The following is a 20849-nucleotide window of genomic DNA, read 5'->3' as shown; positions in this document are numbered from 1 at the left end:
CTTTTAGTTGTCAACTTTCAATACAGCCAGGAATGCTTCCTGGGGGATTTCCACGCGACCAACCTGTTTCATGCGTTTCTTGCCGGCCTTCTGCTTCTCCAGCAGCTTACGCTTACGGCTAACGTCACCACCATAACACTTGGCCGTTACGTTCTTGCGCAGCGCCTTCACCGTTGACCGTGCCACAATCTGGCCACCCATCGCTGCCTGAATCGCCACATCAAACATCTGCCGCGGAATAATCTCCTTCATGGCATCTGTGAGTTTACGCCCCTTACCGGCCGCATTGTCCTTATGCACAATCAGCGCCAGCGCATCGACCTTCTCGCTGTTGATAAGAATATCCAGCTTGACCATTTTCGCCACTTCGAAACGATCAAAGGAGTAATCCAGGGAAGCGAAACCACGACTGACCGATTTCAGGCGATCAAAGAAATCCAGTACCACCTCACTCATCGGCAGGTCATAGGATACAGACACCTGAGTCCCCGTGAACTGCATATCACGCTGGATACCGCGCTTTTCCACACACAGGCTGATGACATTACCCAGATACTCCTGCGGCACCAGGATATGAGCCTGAACGATGGGCTCACGAATCTCCAGGATACCGGCCGGGTCAGGCAAACGGGACGGGTTATCAATCTCCAGCACGTCCTCATTCTTCATTACAACCTGGTAGACCACCGTAGGCGCCGTGGTGATGAGGTCAAGGTCATACTCCCGCTCCAGGCGCTCCTGGATAATTTCCATGTGCAGCATGCCCAGGAAGCCACAACGGAAGCCAAAGCCTAGTGCATCACTGCTTTCCGGCTCATAAAAGAGCGAAGCATCGTTAAGGCTGAGTTTTTCCAGCGCTTCACGAAAATCTTCAAAATCATCGGAGCTGACCGGGAACAGGCCGGCATAAACCTGCGGCTTCACACGCTGAAAACCGGGAAGCCTTGCAACTTCAGGCGTCTTGGCATGCGTCAGGGTATCGCCCACCGGCGCGCCATGAATATCCTTGATACCGGCAACAACGTACCCCACCTCACCGGCTTTCAGCTCACCTGTCGACTGCCGTTTCGGTGTAAAGATACCGATATCATCCACGACGTAGGCTTCACCAGTCGACTTGACCAGCATTTTGTCTTTTTTGCGCAATGTACCGTTAACCACCCGAACCAGAGAAACAATGCCCAGGTAGTTATCAAACCAGGAGTCGATGATCAGCGCCTGTAGCTCACCATTGATATCTCCTTCCGGCGGTGGGATAGTCGCCACCAGAGCCTCAAGCACATCTTCAATGCCCAAGCCACTCTTGGCAGAACAACGCACCGCATCCGTTGCATCAATGCCAATGATTTCCTCAATCTCCTGAGCAACACGCTCTGGTTCAGCCTGGGGAAGGTCCATTTTGTTCAGCACGGGCATAACTTCCAGCCCCTGCTCAATAGCGGTATAGCAGTTGGCTACCGACTGGGCTTCCACACCCTGGGCCGCATCAACTACCAATAATGCACCTTCACAGGCCGCCAGAGAACGTGAGACTTCATAGGAGAAGTCAACATGGCCCGGCGTGTCGATAAAGTTGAGCTGGTAGACCTGACCATCCTTAGCGGTGTAATCCAACGTTACACTCTGAGCCTTGATGGTGATACCACGTTCGCGCTCAAGCTCCATAGAGTCGAGCACCTGCTGCTGCATTTCCCGATCACTCAGACCACCACAATGCTGGATGAACCGGTCAGCCAGCGTCGATTTTCCGTGGTCAATATGGGCGATGATCGAAAAATTTCGAATATGTCGTAAGTCACTCACCGTGTGTCACTACTGCTCTAAATAGATTAACCCGCCCGCCTGAGTCAGGCGGGCGGGTTACGGCTAATGGAAACCCCTGTTAACGCATCAGTCTACCGTATTTACCAGTAGCCTGCTATCCGGGCATGGATCGTCAGGCTATCCATTTCTACGAGTAGTCAACGTTATCCCGGCAATATCACTCTGCCAAACGGAACGTGATAAACCCAGGCATACCTCGGCGCACCACCAGCATGGAGATCGTCTTATCCGCTGGCAGCTTTTTCACGATGCTGTTGAATTCCTGTACGCTCTTAACGTCCTGATGGTTGATCTGGGTAATGATATCGCCATTACGCAAGCCAACTGCACGACCAGCGCCACGACCGACCTGTGTGACCACAAGACCTGACACCGATTTATCAACACCAAGACGCTGACGGTAGTTGTCGTTCAACAGCTCAACATTAATTCCAAGGCGGTTATCCTCACGGCTCTGCACCTGAGGCTTGGTCTTGCCCTGTTCGTCAGGCAGTTCACCGAGTTCGACGGCCTTGGTCAGCGTTTTACCACGACGGACCAAATCGACCTCAACCTTCTTGCCGACGGGGGTACGCCCAACTTCCATGGGAAGATCACTGGAGAACTTAATATCCCGACCATTGAATCGAAGAATAATATCGCCCGGCTGCAAACCCGCTGTACCAGCAGGCCCCTCAGGAATCACCTGGCTGATCAGCGCACCGTGGGGCTTTTTGAGACCAAAAGATTCAGCAAGACTGCGATCAACATCCTGAATCACTACACCCAGCCAGCCACGGGTGACATACCCTTTCTCTTTCAGCTGTTCAGCGACATCCATGGCATCATCAATGGGAATCGCGAACGAGAGCCCCATGAATCCGCCAGAACGGGTGAATATCTGGGAGTTAATACCAATGACTTCACCGTCCATATTGAGCAACGGACCACCGGAATTACCGGGATTGATCGGTACATCAGTCTGGATAAACGGCACATAGCTTTCAGTCGGTAAGCTACGATTCAGTGCACTGATAATCCCCTTGGTGACCGAATACTCAAAACCAAAAGGAGAACCAATAGCAAAAACCCACTGACCAGGCTTCAATTCATCCGAATCACCCAGACGAATCGCAGGCAGGCGCTTGGCATCCACTTTCAGCAATGCCAGATCAGAGCGCTTATCCGCTCCGACCAGCTTGGCCTTGAATTCACTGCGGTCATTAAGGCGTACGAGAATTTCATCCGCACCTTCTACAACATGGTTATTGGTCAGAATGTAACCATCATCGGAAATAATAAAACCTGACCCCAGTGACTGAGGGCGCGGCTGCTCAAACTGGGAGTCATCGGGAATCTGCAACCCGAAATAACGCCTGAAAATCTCAGGTAAATCATCACCATATGGCCCATAAAGCTGCTGTCTGCCAGACTGCTTCGGCTTGGACAACGTACTGATATTCACAACAGCCGGCGATGCATTCTCGGCCAGGCTCGAAAAATCGGGCAACTGCTCACTGGCAATCGCCAACTGCATGCCGAGAAACAGGGCGAATATACCGCCAAGCCAACCGGCAACATTAATTCTTGGATATCTCATAAGATCCGTTTCCCCATCTCACCGATGATCAAACATTTCTGATACATTTCACCAGCCAGTCACCACCAACACAAAGATGCTCTGGCTGTCACAGCATGACAATGACGTCGTTAGACATCACAGGCTGATGTTCTGACATATTCTTTACTGCCGTTTCCTGATCCGTTAATTGCCAACTGAGCACGACCGGCTGCAACTGTTTCTGTCGGTTTTCATTGCGGAACAAACGGGCAGTCATTCCAAAGCCCGCTCCCATAACGAGCAAGCTAAACAAAATCAGATAACCTTCCGGCAAACCGAGCCAGTAGCCAAATCCAATGGCAACCACCAAAAACAGCAAGGGTGACAGATAAACCCAGAATGAAGCCGTTAACATGGCTGACTCAGGTATACCAATGACCACCGTATCACCCACCCTCACGGGAAAGTCACACAATGCGCGGATATGCATATGGGAAGCACTGTGATCGCTGATATGACGCTTGAGTCCCTGTCCACAGGCATTCTTGGCAGAACAGGCGTCACAGGCGGATTTTCTTACGGTTTCCACAACAGCCAGCCGCTCTTCGACGGCGACAACACGTCCACTTTCTTCAATCATGAATCGTCTTCAAATACTCTGACGTCTGTTATTGCTACCGCTTACTGCGCAGGTGCCTGAAAGGGCGATTCCACCTGACGGGGTTTAACCGATACGGCAATGCGCTCTGCCGTACCCAGCGGGATCTCGCCGACAACCGTCACATTATAATAAGCATCACCATTGCGGAAGACTCTGGATACAGCGGCGGTTGCTCCGGACTGTTCTGACGACTGACTCAACACCCGGGTCATATCCTCTTCAACAAATACGGAAAATGCTGCCAGACCATCGCTGTATAACAAACTATCCACTGGCTTCTGACTGACAGGACTCACCGTTTTACGGTAACCGGTCTTGTTAAATCCATCAGGCACCCAGCCCATTTCCCAGGTCAGGGGACTTTCTTCAGAGTGAGCAGCAACTGCCGAGCGATCGATCCAGGCATGCTGTCCCGGCGGGATGACATCGCCATCAGGGAGATTGCCAACCGAAAGATCAACAAACTGAAAGCGCTCCAAAACCGCGCCTTTGTCACCATGCATTTCAGACTTCAACAACAAGCCAGAATCATGATCCAGCCACAGGTGGTAACCGTAACGGTGCTTGTCCCGGGGCAGTAATTCCACATGGCGACCGATGCGATTGGCTATCCGTACATCACCGCCAAAACGTAACTGATAGAACCCACCTAGTTTCTGGAAATCCGTCTTGAAACGACCTGACAAGGCTGCCAGATAACCCGGCTTTAACGTCACACCGCCCTGCCCCTGCCGGATATAGGCGATCTTCTGGCCATCACGGATCATCTCGCGGTAAGGGCCGTCCAGATACACGAGACGTTCCTTTTCCTGACCATCCACCACACCATGCATCACTTTGAGCGTCAGCAACCCACCAAGGTTTTCGTAGATGAAAAAACCCTGATAATTTTCACTTCTGAAGGCTGTGGACATCCGGTCAAGCCATTCAACCGGTGATCCCTGCGGGGCCGCAGCGACTGGCAGAGCCCAGCTCAATACCAGTAGGCCGATCAGTTTCCGTGCGTGCAAAACCATTCCTTCCATCGCCAAACTAGGGTCTCTCAAAGCTGGCAGCCCTGACGAACGGCAACATACCCTGTGCGGTATAAGACGATTGCTGTTCAGCATGCTGTAACATATAGGCACTGAAACGCTCACGAGCGACGTTATCGGCGAAGACCCGGGCCCGATTCAGTTGTGAGGGCGTCAAACCTTTCTGCTCTGTACCATAACCGGCCAGAACACCCACTGCGCCATAATCAGCGACCAGTGTGCCATTATCGCTGGCAACCGGCTGGACAGTTTCCTGAACGGAAGCAATGTCCTGCTGCCCTGCATTCTGGCCATTCCAGAGCTGGACACCCACGATCACGGCAAGTGTCACAGATGCCGCGACCGCAAAACGTCCCAGCGATTGCCACCGCCCACTCAAACGTTCTTCGGTATTCACGGCAGGCTCCTGGCCAATGGCATCACTTACGGCAGAAGAGATATCAATCCCGGCAAAGGCATTGTTCTCTTTGCGCAGAGTTTCACCTATCAACTGGTAGCTAAACGCCGTCTTTCTGAAGGCTTCATCCTTCTGCAGATGATCGAGTACCCGATGCATCTCAAGTTCATTGGCTTCGTTATCCATCAGTGCGGATAGCGACTCTTTCAGGCGCCGGTCAGGCTGGTTATCGATCGCGGTCATGGGACACCTCACTGGACATGGTCGGCTCTACCCCGTTTCCCCACAGCATTAATACGATTACCCCGATTTGCTCAGCAATGGCTGAATCACTTTATCTATGGCTTCCCTGGCCCGGAAAATACGTGACCGCACGGTCCCTACCGGACAATCCATGATCTCGGCGATATCTTCGTAGCTCAGGCCATCAAACTCCCGCAGTGTCACCGCGGTACGGAGTTCATCCGGCAAGCCCTTGATCACCTTGAAGATCACCGCCTCTATCTCGTCTTTCTGCACATTGTGCTCCGGTGTCTCCAGATCTTTCAGGGGGTACGAACTATCCAGAGTCTCGGTGTTGTATACATCAACATCGGTATCCGGCGGACGGCGTCCTTTCGCCACCAGAAAATTCTTGGCCGTATTGATCGCAATACGATACAGCCAGGTATAAAACGCACTGTCACCTCGAAACTGCCCCAGGGCACGATACGCCTTGATGAACGCCTCCTGGGTCACATCCTGCATTTCCTGAAAGTCATGCACATAACTCCCAACAAGGCCGAGAATCTTGTGCTGATATTTAATCACTAGCAGGTCGAATGCACGTTTGTCCCCCTTTTGAACCCGACTCACCAACTGCTGGTCGGTTTCCTGTGCATCTGCCATAAATTGTCCTCAATTCTTCTGTCCAGGCTTCAGAGCCTAGCGCAAGAACCAACTGCCCTGTTCTAACTCAATAGACAGTATCACTGACCAAAAGTTCCCAACTTTCACAATTTTTTTCGCAAGACTGTCTGAGATGGGATTCAGGGAATCATTTTTCAAGGAAAAACCGCCGTTGGAAAGGCCTGAAATGCACGACTGTTCCGTTTCCCCTTATTCCGTTAGTACCTTTCCCTATAAGACCTGACTGCCTTAATATTCAACTCTAGCAAACATGACACGCGGTATCACAGAACAATGCAGCAGCATCAGTATGACGCCCTGGTGATCGGCAGTGGCGCTGCCGGCCTGGCCGTCGCCTTGAATCTTCCTGAGACAACCCGGGTTGCCATTCTGAGCAAGGGGGACCTTTCCGCCGGTTCGACCTATTGGGCTCAGGGCGGTATCGCTGCCGTACTGGATGAAGGTGACAGCCTGGACAACCACCTCGGTGACACCCTCAATGCAGGTGCTGGACTGTGTAACGAGCAGGCCGCTCGTTTCACCATTAGTCATGGCCGTGAAAGTATTGAGTGGCTTGTTGGACAAGGCGTCCCCTTCAGCGAAGCAACAGACGACCAGAAGAATCTGCACCTGACTCGTGAAGGTGGACACAGCCATCGCCGGATCGTCCATGCCGCCGATGCCACCGGACGTGCTGTTTCCACGACGTTGGTCGACAGGGTTCGTCAGAAAAGCAATATCGATCTTTACCAGGATCAGATTGCCATTGATTTGATCACAACCCAAAAGCTTGGGCTTCCAGGCAACCGCTGTCTGGGCGCCTATGTGCTGAATCAAGCTAATGAATCTGTTGATGTCTTCAAAGCGCGATTTGTCATCCTTGCAACGGGTGGAGCAAGCAAGGTGTATCTCTATACCAGCAATCGTGACGGATCATCCGGTGACGGTATTGCCATGGCCTGGCGCGCTGGCTGCAGGGTTGCCAATATGGAATTCAACCAGTTTCATCCAACCTGCCTTTATCACCCACAAGCCAAGTCATTCCTGATCAGCGAAGCGGTTCGTGGAGAGGGCGGTCGATTACTGCTGCCTGACGGCACCCGTTTCATGACCCACTTTGACGAACGCGGCGAACTGGCCCCCCGGGATATCGTTGCCCGCGCCATCGACCATGAGATGAAACGGCTCGGCAGTGACTGTCTCTATCTGGATATCAGTCACCGTCCACGGGACTTTATCCTTGATCACTTCCCCAATATCCATGAGCGTTGCCTGCAATACGGTATCGATATGACACGGGAACCGATTCCAGTCGTACCCGCCGCCCACTACACCTGCGGTGGAATCATGGTAAATCACGCAGGAAGAACCGATCTGAACGGACTCTATGCCATCGGTGAATGCAGCTTTACAGGGCTGCATGGCGCAAACCGGCTTGCCAGTAACTCCCTGCTGGAATGCATTGTCTTTGCCCAGTCAGCCGCGAGGGATATCTGCCAGCAGCTGGATACGATCGCAGATCGCCATGACATACCCGCCTGGGATGCCAGCCAAGTGACAGACTCCGATGAGGATGTTGTCATCAGCCATAACTGGGATGAACTCCGCCGGTTTATGTGGGATTACGTGGGCATTGTCAGAACCACCAAGCGACTGCAGCGAGCCTCTCACCGGATCAAGTTACTGCAACAGGAAATCCATGATTTTTACAGCAACTACAAAATCAGTAGTGACCTGATTGAACTACGCAATCTGGCACTGGTCGCGGAGCTAATCATCCGCTCCGCGATGCTGCGACATGAAAGCCGCGGGCTCCACTTCACACTGGATTATCCTGAAACACTGCCAGTCGCAACTAATACCGTGCTGACACCAATCGTAAACCCATGAAATAAGCTCAATGACCCAGCAGTAAGCGAACCCGAAGTGTTCTGAATGCTTCGGGATCCACCGCATCCGAGAACAGCACGGCGTTATGGGTTCGATGCCCAGAACGAAACGGAAGAATAGTCAGAAAAGGGGTAATCAGTGGCTGCCCGGCCAGTTCCACGCGAACCCATCCAGCTGCATCCAGTGCAATTGACCACTGCTCACCGGCATACCGAACACCGTTAATAGCACGCGACCTGCCTAACCAGCCCTGCTCACGGAGTGCATCCAGCCAATGAAGCAAAATAAGAAAGGATAATATTGCTGACCAACCATTCGTTCGTGCAAGCCACGGGGACAACCCAGCAACAAGGTGCGCTCCCGATACCAGCCATAACTGATACCGGGATCGCTTCAAGTGAAGCTCAATGAACGGCTGGCAGACTGCGGGCACGGTCAAGGATCATTCTAACCATATAGGCAATATCCTTATCCTGCGATTCTTCCTGCTCCATAAACCAGGCGAACAGGTCAGCATCCTCACATTCCAGCAACCGGACATAACGCTGCCGATCGTCCTCTGACAGGGTCGGATAGATCTCCCTGGCAAACGGCACCAGCAGGATGTCCAGCTCCAGCATCCCTCTTCTGCTATGCCAGAACAGACGATTCATTTCTTCCTGAGTAGTCATTGGCTGCTAACCTGTCAGTAAAAACCGGCCATCATTATAGGAAGTAACAACATCGACGGGAAAGCGATTTCAGTAGTGCTATCAAATGCCAAAATGCTCTATGATGAGCCCTCACCCATCGACGATTCACGATACACCATGAGCGACAACAACTGGAAAAACCGGCTCGAGGCACTGGGCGGACGTTTCTCTGGTAATACCTTCCTGGGACTGGATGCTGACCACGCCGAAGAATCTGCTGAGCGCAGTGGCTTCATGACGGTCCTCAGCCATGAAACCATAACCTCTGTATCCGGCCCTGATGCCGTGCGCTTCCTGCAGGGCCAGGTGACATGCGACGTCAACCAGCTTGCGCCTGAACACAGTAGTCTTGGCGCCTGCTGTACCCCCAAAGGCCGCATGATCGCAAACTTCAGGGTACTGAATCATGACAGCCGGCTACTGCTCACCATGCCAGCCAGTGACAGTAACCGTCAGCATGACGCCCTGAAAACCCATCTCAGCAAATACATTGTTTTTTACAAAGCTGAAATTGGTGACGCTTCAGACGAATGGCTCCGGATTGGGATTTTTGGTGATACCTGCGAAAAAACACTCAGTAAACACTTCTCCCTTCCTGAACCCAACCACGGCGAATGCGGTGACGGTTATTGCCTGCTCCAACTTCCCGGCATAAAACCCCGCTATGAGTTGTGGCTTCAGCCTGACGCTGTCGATACCTGGTGGCCGCGCCTGACTGGATTATTTCAGGTGCAACCAACCAGCGCCTGGCAGCATGAAGATATACGGAACGGCATTGCTTGGGTTATCCCGGAAACACGCGAAGCGTATATCCCCCAACACTTCAACTGGCAGATACTGGAAGGCGTCAGCTTCAAGAAAGGTTGTTATACCGGACAAGAGATTGTGGCCCGCATGCAATATCTCGGCAAGCTGAAAAGTCGACTCTACCGCCTTACCGGCACACTTGAAGAGCTACCAGCCCCAGGCACGAAAATCCTGACATCATCAGGAAAAAGTGCCGGGGAAATCGTCTCTGCTATCTCCCCTGTCAACACTGAACTTTTGGCTGTTCTGCGATCTGATGCGATCAGTGACACGCTTACAACAGAATTGTCTGCAAATGCACCATTCTCTGTTGAGCCACTTCCTTACAACGTAGACGCATAAATACAGGAACCGTCAATACTGTTTCGTGCCTGTACTGCTATCAGGCACGAAACACGTCACGCAATTTCCTGTAGTAATTCATCCAGCACTTTACTGGCATCCTCAAAATCATAATGTTCCATGCATTGCTTAAGGTCATTCAGCTTTTCCGTATAGCAATCCGCCTGAAGCTCAGACGCCAACAGCGGGAAATAATTAACGACCTCAGCATCACCTTCCCTGAGCTTCAAACGTATCTGATCAATGATCTCAGCAATATCAGCTGCAGGATTAACTGGTATTGATGATGGCAATTCATCGTGCATCTTCTCACAATGATCCAGTGTGTCCAGCCCTGCCAGAACCTCTGACAGGTGACTTTCCAGATGGAGAAGAAGATCCTCACAATCAATATCAGAGGCCGGATGTTGACGTAACCGATACTCCAGAGCTTTAGCAGTTCGGAACACACTGACTGCACCAATATTGCCAGCCCCCCCCTTCAACGAGTGACACTCATGTAGCGCAGCGTCATAATCCCTCTCTCCCAAAGCCCTGCGAATAACCTCAGCCGACTGAGCATGCTCCCGGCGGAACGTGGCTAATAACCGGTAAAAAAGCGCACGATTATTCATCACACGCTGTAAGCCCTGCTCAATATCGATCCCCGGCAGCTCAACAGGCTTACTGGCCGACGGTAAACCTGCATCATTCTCTTTATCGTGAACATATCGCAGCACAAGGCTATACAGCTCATCGAAAATCAGTGGTTTGGAAATATGGTCATTCATACCCGCTTCAATGCAACGCTCACGATCACCCGCCATGGCGTGTGCCGTCATGGCTACAATCGGCAAAGTTACCAGTTCCGGTATTTGTCGGATGGTTCGGGTTGCTTCGTAGCCATCCATTTCCGGCATCTGAATATCCATGAAGACCAGATCCACCCTATTCTGGCGTACCATATCCACCGCTTCCCTGCCATTGACCGCGAGGATGACATCAATCCCCATAATCTCAAGCAGCTCAGTGGCAACCTGTTGATTGATCTCATTGTCTTCCACCAACAGAACGGTGAAATGCTTGCCAATCGCCTCATCCGCCAGAATGGCGGCTTCATTCAGGCCGGTATTATCGGTGAGCCTCAGTTGATGCAGTGACTCCGGTAAATCTGCCAATTCAGCATTCTCATCCGCCATACCCAGCTCAACGGTGAAGGTAAACGTGCTCCCCTCTCCTGGCGTGGATTCCACACGAATACTGCCATGCATCATCTCAACCAGACGTTTACAGATCGCGAGCCCCAAGCCTGTACCACCAAATTTTCGTGTCGTAGTGCCATCCACCTGTGAGAAAGAGGCAAACAGGCGTGAAAGCTTCTCGCTCTGTATACCAATCCCCGTATCCTCAACGGTAAGCTGGAGTTTCACTTTGTCTGACTCCTTGCTCACCAGGTTCGCACTGACGGTCACCCGCCCTTTCTCATCAGTAAATTTGACGGCGTTGTGTGTGAGGTTTAACAACACCTGACCAAGCCGAACGGGATCACCAATGTATTTAGTGGGAAGATCTTCTGCAATATTGCACTGAAAATCGATTTCCTTGGCCCTGATCTTCATGCTGAGCATGTTGGTCATATGCGCAAAGACTGCCGACAGGTCAAAGACTACCTCTTCCATATCCAGCTTGCCGGCCTCGATTTTGGAGAAGTCCAGAATGTCATTAATGATTCCCAGCAGCGAGTCGGCTGCCGCATGGATTTTCTGGAAATAGTCCCGCTGACGGGGCGACAGCTGGGTTTTCATGGCCAGCTGACTAAGTCCGATGATCGCATTCATCGGCGTACGAATCTCATGACTCATGTTGGCCAGAAAATGACTTTTGGCCTGGTTCGCCTGATCTGCCTCTTCCTTGGCTTTCTGGAGGGCGGCTTCAGCCTGTTTGCGATCCGAGATATTCCGCCCGGAAGCAAAGAGAAAACCTTCACCTTCATATTCCATGTAATTCGCGGTAATTTCGACCGGAAACACTTCATTATCTCGTGTAACCCGAAGCACCTCGTAGGTCGACAATTTACCGGTTGTGACTTTCTCCCACTGTTGCTTCCATGCTTCTTCTGTCAGGCCCAGCGTAATATCCATCGCATTCATATTCAGGAGTTCTTCCTGACTGTATCCGAGCGCCTTACAGATCGACTTATTGACGTACTTGTGACTACCGTCTTTTCTGACCCATTGCACCTGGTCGGCGGAATTATCCAGGGAGAAACGGGCCATGGATAATTCCCTCTCCCGCATACGCTGCTCTGTGATATCAACCAGTGTACCCACCGCCCGTAACGGACGACCTTCCAGGCTATGGGATATCACTTTGCTTTTAATGCGCACTGTCGCATAACTGCCATCCTTGCGACGCATGCGATAGACATACTGAAACGGCTCGCGGCAATGGCTGAACATCTCGTTCATGTATTTGACCGTTGCCGCCTTATCATCCGGATGTATCAGACGCTTCCATGCCGAAGGCGTACCGGGCACTTCGCCTGGACTGTATCCGAGGATCAGCATATACCTTGGACTGAAATAAATTTTTCCTTCATGAAGATCCCAGTCCCAGAGACCATCCGATGCCGCTTCCATCGCGAGCTGATAACGCTCTTCACTGGTTCTCAACGCATCTTCAGCATTTTTTCGAGACTGGGCTATTGCAATCAACTCACCGGCACGACGCAAAAGGATAATTTCATCAGCACCCCAATGCTTGTCATAATCCCCTGTCACCTGGGCAATACTGCCCACCGCTCTTCCAGCCAGCATCATCGGCACATGAATGACGGACTGTACTTCCAGTCCTGTCATGGTCTCCAATAACGCGGGGGCCGTTTCGCCATTCAGCTCATTCCTGCTGACCTGGCAAACCTGCCCTGCCAAAGGCCCTTCACGCAGCGGCTGATAATCACTGCAGGTCAAATCTCTCAACCGCTCCTGTCCCATCCAACTACCCACACGGCACCATTGAAAGGGAACAGAGACGGCACGACTGTCATTATCGTAACGCACCACATAGGTTCGATCGGCGGTCATAAATTCCGTCAGAACCTGCAAGGTAAAACGAATCGCCTCTTCCAGTGGCTTATCCATGAACTGCCGGGTCACGTTACTGAGCACCCGATCCGCCTCCGCCCGAATCCTTAGCACCGATTCAACCCGTTGACGCTCGGAGACCTCCCTTGCTAGCTTACGGTTCCAGTAAACAATCAAAACCAGGGTAAAAATAATCAGAAGCAGGCCAATGGCGAATTCCTTGTTCGGTCGCCAGGTATCCACCCCAAGCCTGACCCACTGTTCCTCAATGGTCTGTCGCTCCGCTTCCGAGACGGAGTTCAATGCCTTGTTGATCAAGGTATTCAGCGTGGGATCATCTTTATGGCTTGCCATCCGGTATCGAAAACTGAAACCCGCCTCCGATGCCACCCGAAGGTTGGTGATTTTCAACCGGTCTATCATGTAACTGGCGGTCGCCAGGTTCACAATAAATGCATCAATATGTCCCAGCGAAACCATCTTGAATGCCGCAGAAACACTGGGCACTTCAACCAGACGCATCTTGACCTGATGATTCCGTAAATAGGATCGCACACCCGTACCCGGTATGAAGGCCACCGTCTTGCCATGCAGGTCATTTATCCCCTGGATGCTGTGATCCGCATCACGGGTGATAATGACGGAGGGTATTTCGAGATAAGACTTACTGAAATCCAGGTACTTACCCTGATCTTCCGTAAACAGCGCCGAAGAACTCATGTCTGCCTGTTTCTGATAAATCAGACCCAGACTTTCCTGCCAACTGGTTACCCCGCTGATCTGGAATGTCACTCCCAGCCGATCTTCAATCAATTTCAGATAATCGATCGCAACACCTTCCAACTGGCCATTGTCACCCACAAAAGACAATGGTGGCATTGTCTGATTCACCACAACACGAATAACCGGGTGCTCCTCAAGCCACTCTTTTTCCTGCGTAGTTAAATCCAGCTGGCGGAAACTCATACCAAAAAACCGGTCAGAGGCTTCAACAATCCAACGTTCTTCAATGGCCGCCAGTTCTGCTGGAGTGATCGCATTAAAACCCTGGTTGATGAGCGGTAATAAGTCGGCGTTATCTAAGCGTACGCCCGCTGCCATGGTTTCACGCACCAGGCTATTATCATTGGCGGTGATTTCACCGATCACGCCTAACTGGTTCAATATGATACGAATCGCAACCGGCTCACCGACGAAGGTACGGATTTCCCCCTCCAGCAATGCATGAATCATCTGTTCGTTGTTACTGAATGTGATGATCTTGGCTTCCGGCAACCACTGCTCCATAAAGGACTGCTGTGACGAGTCGCCCAGAACACCAATGCGCACACCGGCCAGATCACTGTAGCTACTCACGGGCATATCGACACTACGGTAAAACAGCGTCGAAGACATTCCATACAATGGCTCAGAAAAGGCAATCCATTTCTGCCTGTCTCGGGTGGGGGTCAGGGCAAAATGAATATCCGCCTTACCATTTTCCAGTGCCTCAATACTGTCACTCCAGTTGCCTGTTCTGAAGCGAATAGGTCGGCCGGTCTTTTCAGACCAGAGCTTCCACATGTCGATGAACAGACCGGCCGGCTTGCCCAACGCATTCACAAAGGCCAGTGGAGGAAAGCCATTATCGACCGCGACCGTCAATACCGATGCATCATGACTACTGGTATCTGAGCGCTTGAGCCAATCGTCCTGTATCTGTGATTTTTCATACACTGGGATGCTGTCCATTCCCTGGGCAATCATTCGAGGAAGATAAAAGTGAGATTTTGAGACACCGGCTTTGAACGTTGTTGAATACAGGGGCTTCTCGACCATGCGAAAATCATCCAGAATGCCCCGGTTTGCCAGAAAATACTCAATCGCAGGCATGAGTCCTGCAATGACACGAACATCGCCCTGAGAAGCCGCATTAATCAGTGCCATATAATCCGGGTAACGTACCAGAAAACGGTAATCCGCCGATTTCAGAACAGCCTCACACCGACTTCCGGCAATGACACCCACAGCTTCACTCTTCAGTGATTTAATCCGCTTTTTATTGGTATCAATATTGGAGACATAGAGACCCGCATTGGCGGTCAGGATAGTAGTATCCGTATCAATGCTGTCCGGCCACTCCTCAAAATCGGGAATAGCAGCAATAATATCGACCCTGCCTCGCTGCTCCTGCTCCAGGGCTTCCTCTTTTGTCATTTCAACAAATCGTAGAGGAATACCGACCCGCTTTGACCATCGCTTCCAAAGCTCAATGACAAGCCCTTCGGCCTCGCCCTGATCATTGGTATACATCAGTGGCACATGGGATTGATAGGCTACGGTCAGTGGCTGGTACTGGTAACTCCGCGACACCAGCAGATCATCTGCTGCCGAGGCAGGCAGGACCAGTGAGAGTAACATCAGCAGGCAGCACATCCACACTGCCTGTACTCCGGGTATTCGCATGAAATTCTAATCTTGTTCGGGAGCAGAGATAATTGTCGTGCCGAAGAGCAAGTTTATCTGAAAGCTGGCAGCTTACATAGCCACGCCGCTTTTACGCACACTACGCCCCGTCCTTGCCATGATATCGGTCAAAGGTCAGCCAGAGGATGCCTGCTTTCTGGCCAATCTATCGAAAAATACTCATCCACCTGTGCCATGGGCACATCTTCAATGGAAGGATAACGCCAGCCAGGGTCATTCGTACGTTGAATCAGTAAGGCCCTGACACCTTCAGCGAAGTCCCTATGGCGTGTACACTGGATCGCCATCGTCAATTCCATACGGAAGATATCCGCCAAAGAAAGCCCCTTCCCCCTGCGCAACTGCTCAAACACCAGCCATGCAGAGACCGGGCTCCCCGTTGCCAGCGTCTGTGCAGGTCGACTAAACCAGGCTGGTAACTCAGGCTTCGTCAGGTTGGCCAAAGCATCTGCAGGGGATGCGACATCCAATAAGGAATCAATGAGAGGTTGATAGGTTTGCAGCGAAGAGTCGTCATCCGGTTCACTTGCTAATGAAGACAGGATGTCACTGACCTGTTGATGGTTCTCCGGCAACTCTCTATGCCAGGGTGCTGCAATCAATGCTTGCAACAGGCCATCCCATTGCATGGCGTCAAGGTAATAATCCGCCAACCGAGCATAGAGTGCATCAGCGGCCTTCATTCTGACTCCGGTCAGGCCAACAAATAACCCCAGCCTTCCCGGCATCTTATTGAGAAACCAGGAGCCTCCGACATCGGGAAACAGACCGATGGTGACTTCCGGCATGGCCATCATGGTGGATTCCGTGACTACCCGATGCGATGCGCCAGCCATCAGACCCATGCCTCCGCCCATAATGATGCCGCTGCCCCAACATATCAGTGGTTTGCCATAGGTATGGATCTGATAATCCAGCCGATATTCCCGTGAAAAAAAAGCACTGGCATAGGCATTATCACCATAATCACAGTCAATGATAGACTGATACAGATTTTTGACGTCTCCGCCGGCACAAAAGGCTTTGTCACCACTCCCTGACAGAATAACGCACACAACGTCATCGTTTGACTGCCAGGATGTTAACGTCGCAGATAACTGGTCAATCATGTCCAGCGACAGTGCATTCAGTGTGTCCCGGGCATTCAGACAAACATGACCAATCATCTTACCGGAATCGCTTTCTATCTCTTCGACCAGAATCAAGCTCTGCCCCATTAAAACACCCTCCCCTGATGCCATGCGGGAACACACACCCAACTGTCACTGCACACTGCAACAGCAGATGCCCGGTATATCATGAATCAGCATAATAATAAGTCAAAATATTTCGATTTCTTACCAACGAAGCGACAAACCAAACGGCGAGCCCCGCTTACTGCACACACCAAAGCTCGCACGCCCTGCACTCATCTATGCTTAAAGAACATATATATTGTTACTGGAAAATCCGTTACGCCTGCCCATAGGGTAGGGAGAACAGAGCCATATGCCCGTATCAACGACTGTTAGCCCTAAAAAACGCAAAAGCCGGTCAGAGCTGCTGAGCGAAAAGCTGGATCAGGTCGTCGCTGACGCAGAAGAGCAAATGACCCGCTTCGCTGGCATCAAGAACGACCTAGGCTATAACCCTGATCTGATCAAGGAAGCCAACGAGAAAGGCTTGGTTTCTGGCGAAGACCTCAAGGAAGCCATGCAAGAGATGAATGACTGGAAAACCCAGGTCAAAAACGATGTCAAGGAAGCGGTCATGCTGGAGAAGCGTCGCCAGAAGGCTGAACGGAAAGAACAACGCAAAATGCGCGGCGAGCCTGATCCTTCCGAGAGCAAAAGCGGAGGTCGAAAGCGGCGAGGCAAATTCATTTGACGGTCGCCCTTGCGACAAGTCGTGCTTTGCCTGCGACTGACACACGGCAAGGCTGACCACAGGTATCGATAGACACAAAGGGAGTTGGGCGTCATGTCTGGCCAGAACATTGGATCAACAGGTGGTATACAAGGTGTCGATCTAAAAGGCATTGGTGAAGCCTCAGGGGAAAAGCTCAGCCTGGCTGATCTGATGATGCAAACCATGCTGGATCGCTCAGAGATGCTCGATCAACAGATTCGCAGCCAGGCTGCACTGGTAAAAAGCCAAAACGACCAGATCAAGCAGCTAAACCAGATCTACTCTAAACTGGCCAATCATAAAACCCAGACAGAAACCGTCAGCAAACCCACCTGGACAGTCGATCACGATAAGAATCCCAAAGAAATAGCACTCGATAATGGCAACAAGATCGTCATCCATGGAAATAACGAAGCCTGGTCAATCGTCGATGCCAATGGCAACAGCACAAAGATCTGGGGAGATCCACACGTCTCTGAAGGCGACCGGAACGGCTACTGGGACTTCCAGTCTGACGGCACCTTTATGCTGGATGACGGAACAAAAATACAGGTCAAAACCACCGCCAAAGACAGAAAAGACGGCAATGTTTATACCGACTCGCTAACAATCACCAAAGGCAACCAATCGATCGAAGTCACCGGCATTGCAGATAACAAACCCCAAATCGGTGAACCCTCACTCAATGGCGCCATGCTTGATCAAGCTACCAATGACGGTCATGTCTTCAAGATGGGTGATCAGGCGGATGACTGGGTCTATGAGGGCAGCGAACTGAAACTCGGCAGCAAAATCACAGAGGAGCGTCAGCACGAAGAGGCTTCGGCGATCGACGAGAGTAGTAATGTCTATAACCAGGTGCTGAGCCCTGAAGACGTCAAGCTTCTGGAAAGCGTCGGTGTGACCGTTTATGACGCCAGCGGAACCGGTTTGCTGACCCCGGAAGAAATTTCCAACTTGCAAACTCAGATCAAAGATATGCGGGATTCCGTGTCCAGTATTTCGAATATCGAGCTGACAAAACTGGATTCTTACAACAAGAAATACACCCAGTCACTGGATTTGGCCTCCACGTTCATGAAGAGCCAGTACGATCAGGCCAAGAATATTATCAGGAACATTAACTAATCATGGCGACTGAAGACGAAAACCTCCATAACGCAATTTACGAGAACAACAAGCTCGTTAACAACGTTGAAGACCAACTCAAACAACTGGATGCCCTGCGCCAGGAGCTAGGCCTGGAGCAAGGCGCAGGCAAGGCTTTTATGGAGCAGATTCCGGAATCCGCTGAAAAGCGTAATGAAGCGGAAAAAGAGCTTCAACAACTGGGTTCAACGACGCCTTCCACCAGCAAGAAGAACCGTAAAAAACAGAAAAAGCGCAGCAAAATGGCGCGGGCCATGAAGAATAAGCTTCAGATCTGACCACCCATCTCTTCAAACATCGGCTGACTGCCGCTTAATCCACTCACATCCGGCAACTGCCAATCGATCGGCTCTATGCCATGGGCAATCAGGTATTCATTCGTTTTGGAAAAAGGGCGGCTGCCAAAAAAACCCCGGTATGCAGACAGTGGCGAAGGATGGGCTGACTTGATCACCCTATGTCGCTGCTGATCAATGAATGCCCCCTTTTTCTGAGCATACGAACCCCACAGGATAAAGACCAGATTCTCCCTCTTCTCATTCAACTCAGCCACAATTCGGTCGGTAAACTGCTCCCAACCCCGCCCCTGATGTGACGCCGCCTGTTTATGTTCAACCGTCAGTACACTGTTAAGTAACAATATGCCCTGCTTTGCCCAATGCTCGAGAAAACCGTGGTTAGCTGGCGGTATACCCAGGTCACTTTGCAGTTCCTTATACATGTTCACCAAGGAAGGAGGAGCCTGCACCTCCGGTCTGACCGAAAAACACAACCCGTGTGCCTGCCCCGGGCCATGATAAGGATCCTGACCAAGAATCACGACTTTAACTTGATCAAAAGGAGTGAGATCCAGCGCACGGAAGTATTCACTGCCTTTCGGATAGATACACTTACCGGCTTGCTTTTGTCCCAAAAGAAAGGTTTTGAGATTACACATGTAATCCTTGGAAAACTCCCCGCTGAGACGCTCCTTCCAGCTTTCTTCAAGAACAACGCCAGGCATGATTAACGCTCCTCAGTAAATTCACAACGAACAGGGCGCTGCTTTTTGTCAACCAACAACCCTGCTGCACCTGCCCTTTCTGTAGATTCCAACACCAGATAATGGTCTACACAACGCGCTCGTTTTTTGGCAGGGATATGGGAAACATACTGATCCTGACCAGGCACATTCGCTATCAAGCTGAATTCCGCCATATAAATTGCATCAGCTTCATTGGAGTGGCGAAGATAACCGTAATAATGCAGCACAAAGACAGTTGCTATCAGCGTAACGATGGCAACGGCAAGCAACTGGGTCTGGTGATTTAGCTTCATGATTTCCCGCTCTATCAGTCTTTGCGGGCATTCTATTACAGGGGCAGGGGGTGAAGGAAACCGCATTCGCAAAGACACGCGAGAATGAATGCCTCTGCGAATACGGTAACAGCATGCGCTTCAATCAGCGCAATACGACATGATTCAACATGAGCTCAATCTGCCGATGCAGGTAGCCACGAATAACGGTTTCATCCAGATGATCCGGATTCTGCAGCAAGCCTTCATACTCCACGGTCATAATCGCCGTGAACATCAAACGGGCATCCATCTCTGCATTATCTGAACCTGCCTGCTTGAAAAATGCCACAAGATCATTCAACAGATATTGTTGATGCTTGAAGGCAATCGGTCGCAGGTTTTCATTACGCAAACATTCCAGTTTAAATGCCTGCTCTGCCATCAGATAATCCCGATGCTGACGCAGCTGATTCAACACATAAGCAACCGCCAGATCCGTCATGGCATTAATCAGGTGTTGACCGGATTCGGCAGAATCCGAAATGTGCGCCATGGTATTTTGGAGCGTACGGTGTGAATCTTCCCAGTAGGAGCGGAACTTCTCAGCGCCCATTTCGACAAATAGCGTAAATGTGTCGGTAATGAGATCCGAAATATCCTTGAAGTAATAAGTAGTAGCAGACAAAGGAACATCCGCCTCCTTAGCAACCGCACGGTGTCGCACACCTCGAACACCATCCCGCACGACGATTCGAAGCGCCGCCTCAAGAATAGCCCGTCGCCGCTGTTCACTGCCGGCTCTACTGGTTTTCCGGCCCTTGTAGGTCAGGCCTTCCACCAATTGTGGTGTTTCTTTGATCGCTTCCATAAGGAATGCCTTGATTTTTCCAGGTTTGCCACGGCCAGTCCCTGACCCGCCAGTCCTTCGGGTT

Annotated in this window: 18 protein-coding genes; 5 read left to right on the top strand and 13 right to left on the bottom strand. The window is 51.2% G+C overall.

Annotated features, from left to right (window positions below):
• Positions 1-3 precede the first annotated feature (3 nt).
• The 6 genes from lepA to rpoE all read right to left on the bottom strand — a co-directional run bounded on the left by lepA (position 4) and on the right by rpoE (position 6344).
• Entirely contained in the window at positions 4-1803 is a 1800-nt protein-coding gene (lepA, locus tag ABD892_RS03685; RefSeq protein ID WP_345193960.1) for a translation elongation factor 4, read from the bottom strand.
• A 178-nt stretch (positions 1804-1981) separates the two neighbouring features.
• Positions 1982-3403 (bottom strand): DegQ family serine endoprotease, encoded by a 1422-nt coding sequence (locus ABD892_RS03680; protein WP_345193958.1) that lies wholly within the window; start codon positions 3401-3403, stop codon positions 1982-1984.
• Positions 3404-3491: 88 nt separating this feature from the next.
• On the bottom strand, positions 3492-4004 hold the full coding sequence (locus ABD892_RS03675) for a SoxR reducing system RseC family protein (protein WP_345193956.1): 513 nt from the start codon (positions 4002-4004) through the stop codon (positions 3492-3494).
• Between the two features lie 41 nt (positions 4005-4045).
• Positions 4046-5035, bottom strand: a complete 990-nt coding sequence (locus ABD892_RS03670; RefSeq protein ID WP_345193954.1) for a MucB/RseB C-terminal domain-containing protein — start codon at positions 5033-5035, stop codon at positions 4046-4048.
• 22 nt (positions 5036-5057) lie between these two features.
• Positions 5058-5699 carry a sigma-E factor negative regulatory protein gene (locus tag ABD892_RS03665; protein WP_345193951.1) on the bottom strand — a complete coding sequence of 214 codons (642 nt, stop codon included), beginning with the start codon at positions 5697-5699 and terminating at the stop codon, positions 5058-5060.
• Positions 5700-5756: 57 nt separating this feature from the next.
• The gene (gene rpoE / locus ABD892_RS03660; RefSeq protein WP_345193949.1) at positions 5757-6344 is read right to left on the bottom strand and encodes an RNA polymerase sigma factor RpoE; all 588 of its coding nucleotides are present in this window, start codon (positions 6342-6344) and stop codon (positions 5757-5759) included.
• A 294-nt stretch (positions 6345-6638) separates the two neighbouring features.
• Here rpoE and nadB point away from each other — a divergent pair, with 294 nt between their 5' ends.
• Positions 6639-8234, top strand: a complete 1596-nt coding sequence (gene nadB, locus ABD892_RS03655) for an L-aspartate oxidase (RefSeq protein WP_345193947.1) — start codon at positions 6639-6641, stop codon at positions 8232-8234.
• A gap of 7 nt (positions 8235-8241) precedes the next feature.
• Here the strand turns inward: nadB and ABD892_RS03650 are convergent, their stop codons facing one another.
• Together ABD892_RS03650 and ABD892_RS03645 are read right to left on the bottom strand one after the other, a co-directional pair.
• The gene (locus ABD892_RS03650; RefSeq protein ID WP_345193944.1) at positions 8242-8631 is read right to left on the bottom strand and encodes a protein YgfX; all 390 of its coding nucleotides are present in this window, start codon (positions 8629-8631) and stop codon (positions 8242-8244) included.
• Between the two features lie 7 nt (positions 8632-8638).
• Positions 8639-8905 (bottom strand): FAD assembly factor SdhE, encoded by a 267-nt coding sequence (locus ABD892_RS03645; RefSeq protein ID WP_345193942.1) that lies wholly within the window; start codon positions 8903-8905, stop codon positions 8639-8641.
• A 75-nt stretch (positions 8906-8980) separates the two neighbouring features.
• Here ABD892_RS03645 and ygfZ point away from each other — a divergent pair, with 75 nt between their 5' ends.
• Positions 8981-10075, top strand: a complete 1095-nt coding sequence (ygfZ, locus tag ABD892_RS03640; protein ID WP_345193940.1) for a CAF17-like 4Fe-4S cluster assembly/insertion protein YgfZ — start codon at positions 8981-8983, stop codon at positions 10073-10075.
• 56 nt (positions 10076-10131) lie between these two features.
• On the opposite strand, the gene ABD892_RS03635 is transcribed toward ygfZ, so the two are convergent.
• Together ABD892_RS03635 and ABD892_RS03630 are read right to left on the bottom strand one after the other, a co-directional pair.
• Entirely contained in the window at positions 10132-15582 is a 5451-nt protein-coding gene (locus tag ABD892_RS03635; protein ID WP_345193938.1) for a transporter substrate-binding domain-containing protein, read from the bottom strand.
• A 128-nt stretch (positions 15583-15710) separates the two neighbouring features.
• Complete coding sequence (locus ABD892_RS03630) at positions 15711-16820, bottom strand: enoyl-CoA hydratase/isomerase family protein (RefSeq protein ID WP_345193936.1); 1110 nt, start codon at positions 16818-16820, stop codon at positions 15711-15713.
• Positions 16821-17091: 271 nt separating this feature from the next.
• Here ABD892_RS03630 and ABD892_RS03625 point away from each other — a divergent pair, with 271 nt between their 5' ends.
• The 3 genes from ABD892_RS03625 (at position 17092) to ABD892_RS03615 (ending at position 18917) form a co-directional block, all read left to right on the top strand.
• Entirely contained in the window at positions 17092-17469 is a 378-nt protein-coding gene (locus tag ABD892_RS03625; protein ID WP_345193933.1) for a hypothetical protein, read from the top strand.
• Between the two features lie 93 nt (positions 17470-17562).
• Positions 17563-18618 carry a DUF1521 domain-containing protein gene (locus ABD892_RS03620; protein WP_345193931.1) on the top strand — a complete coding sequence of 352 codons (1056 nt, stop codon included), beginning with the start codon at positions 17563-17565 and terminating at the stop codon, positions 18616-18618.
• Positions 18619-18620: 2 nt separating this feature from the next.
• Positions 18621-18917, top strand: coding sequence for a hypothetical protein (locus ABD892_RS03615; RefSeq protein ID WP_345193929.1), 297 nt, complete (start codon positions 18621-18623; stop codon positions 18915-18917).
• On the opposite strand, the gene ung is transcribed toward ABD892_RS03615, so the two are convergent.
• From ung to ABD892_RS03600, 3 genes are all read right to left on the bottom strand, one after another.
• Entirely contained in the window at positions 18908-19642 is a 735-nt protein-coding gene (ung, locus tag ABD892_RS03610; RefSeq protein ID WP_345193927.1) for a uracil-DNA glycosylase, read from the bottom strand. The genes ABD892_RS03615 and ung overlap by 10 nt on opposite strands.
• Before the next feature lie 2 nt (positions 19643-19644).
• Positions 19645-19956: a PA3694 family proteiin gene (locus ABD892_RS03605; protein ID WP_345193925.1), complete on the bottom strand. Its 312-nt coding sequence runs from the start codon at positions 19954-19956 to the stop codon at positions 19645-19647.
• 124 nt (positions 19957-20080) lie between these two features.
• Entirely contained in the window at positions 20081-20785 is a 705-nt protein-coding gene (locus ABD892_RS03600) for a TetR/AcrR family transcriptional regulator (protein WP_345193923.1), read from the bottom strand.
• Between the last annotated feature and the right edge of the window lie 64 nt (positions 20786-20849).

The organism is Kistimonas scapharcae, assembly GCF_039540975.1.
GTDB lineage: Bacteria > Pseudomonadota > Gammaproteobacteria > Pseudomonadales > Endozoicomonadaceae > Kistimonas > Kistimonas scapharcae.
Note: the sequence above shows the minus strand (reverse complement) of the source record. Positions and strands in the feature narration are given on the sequence as shown.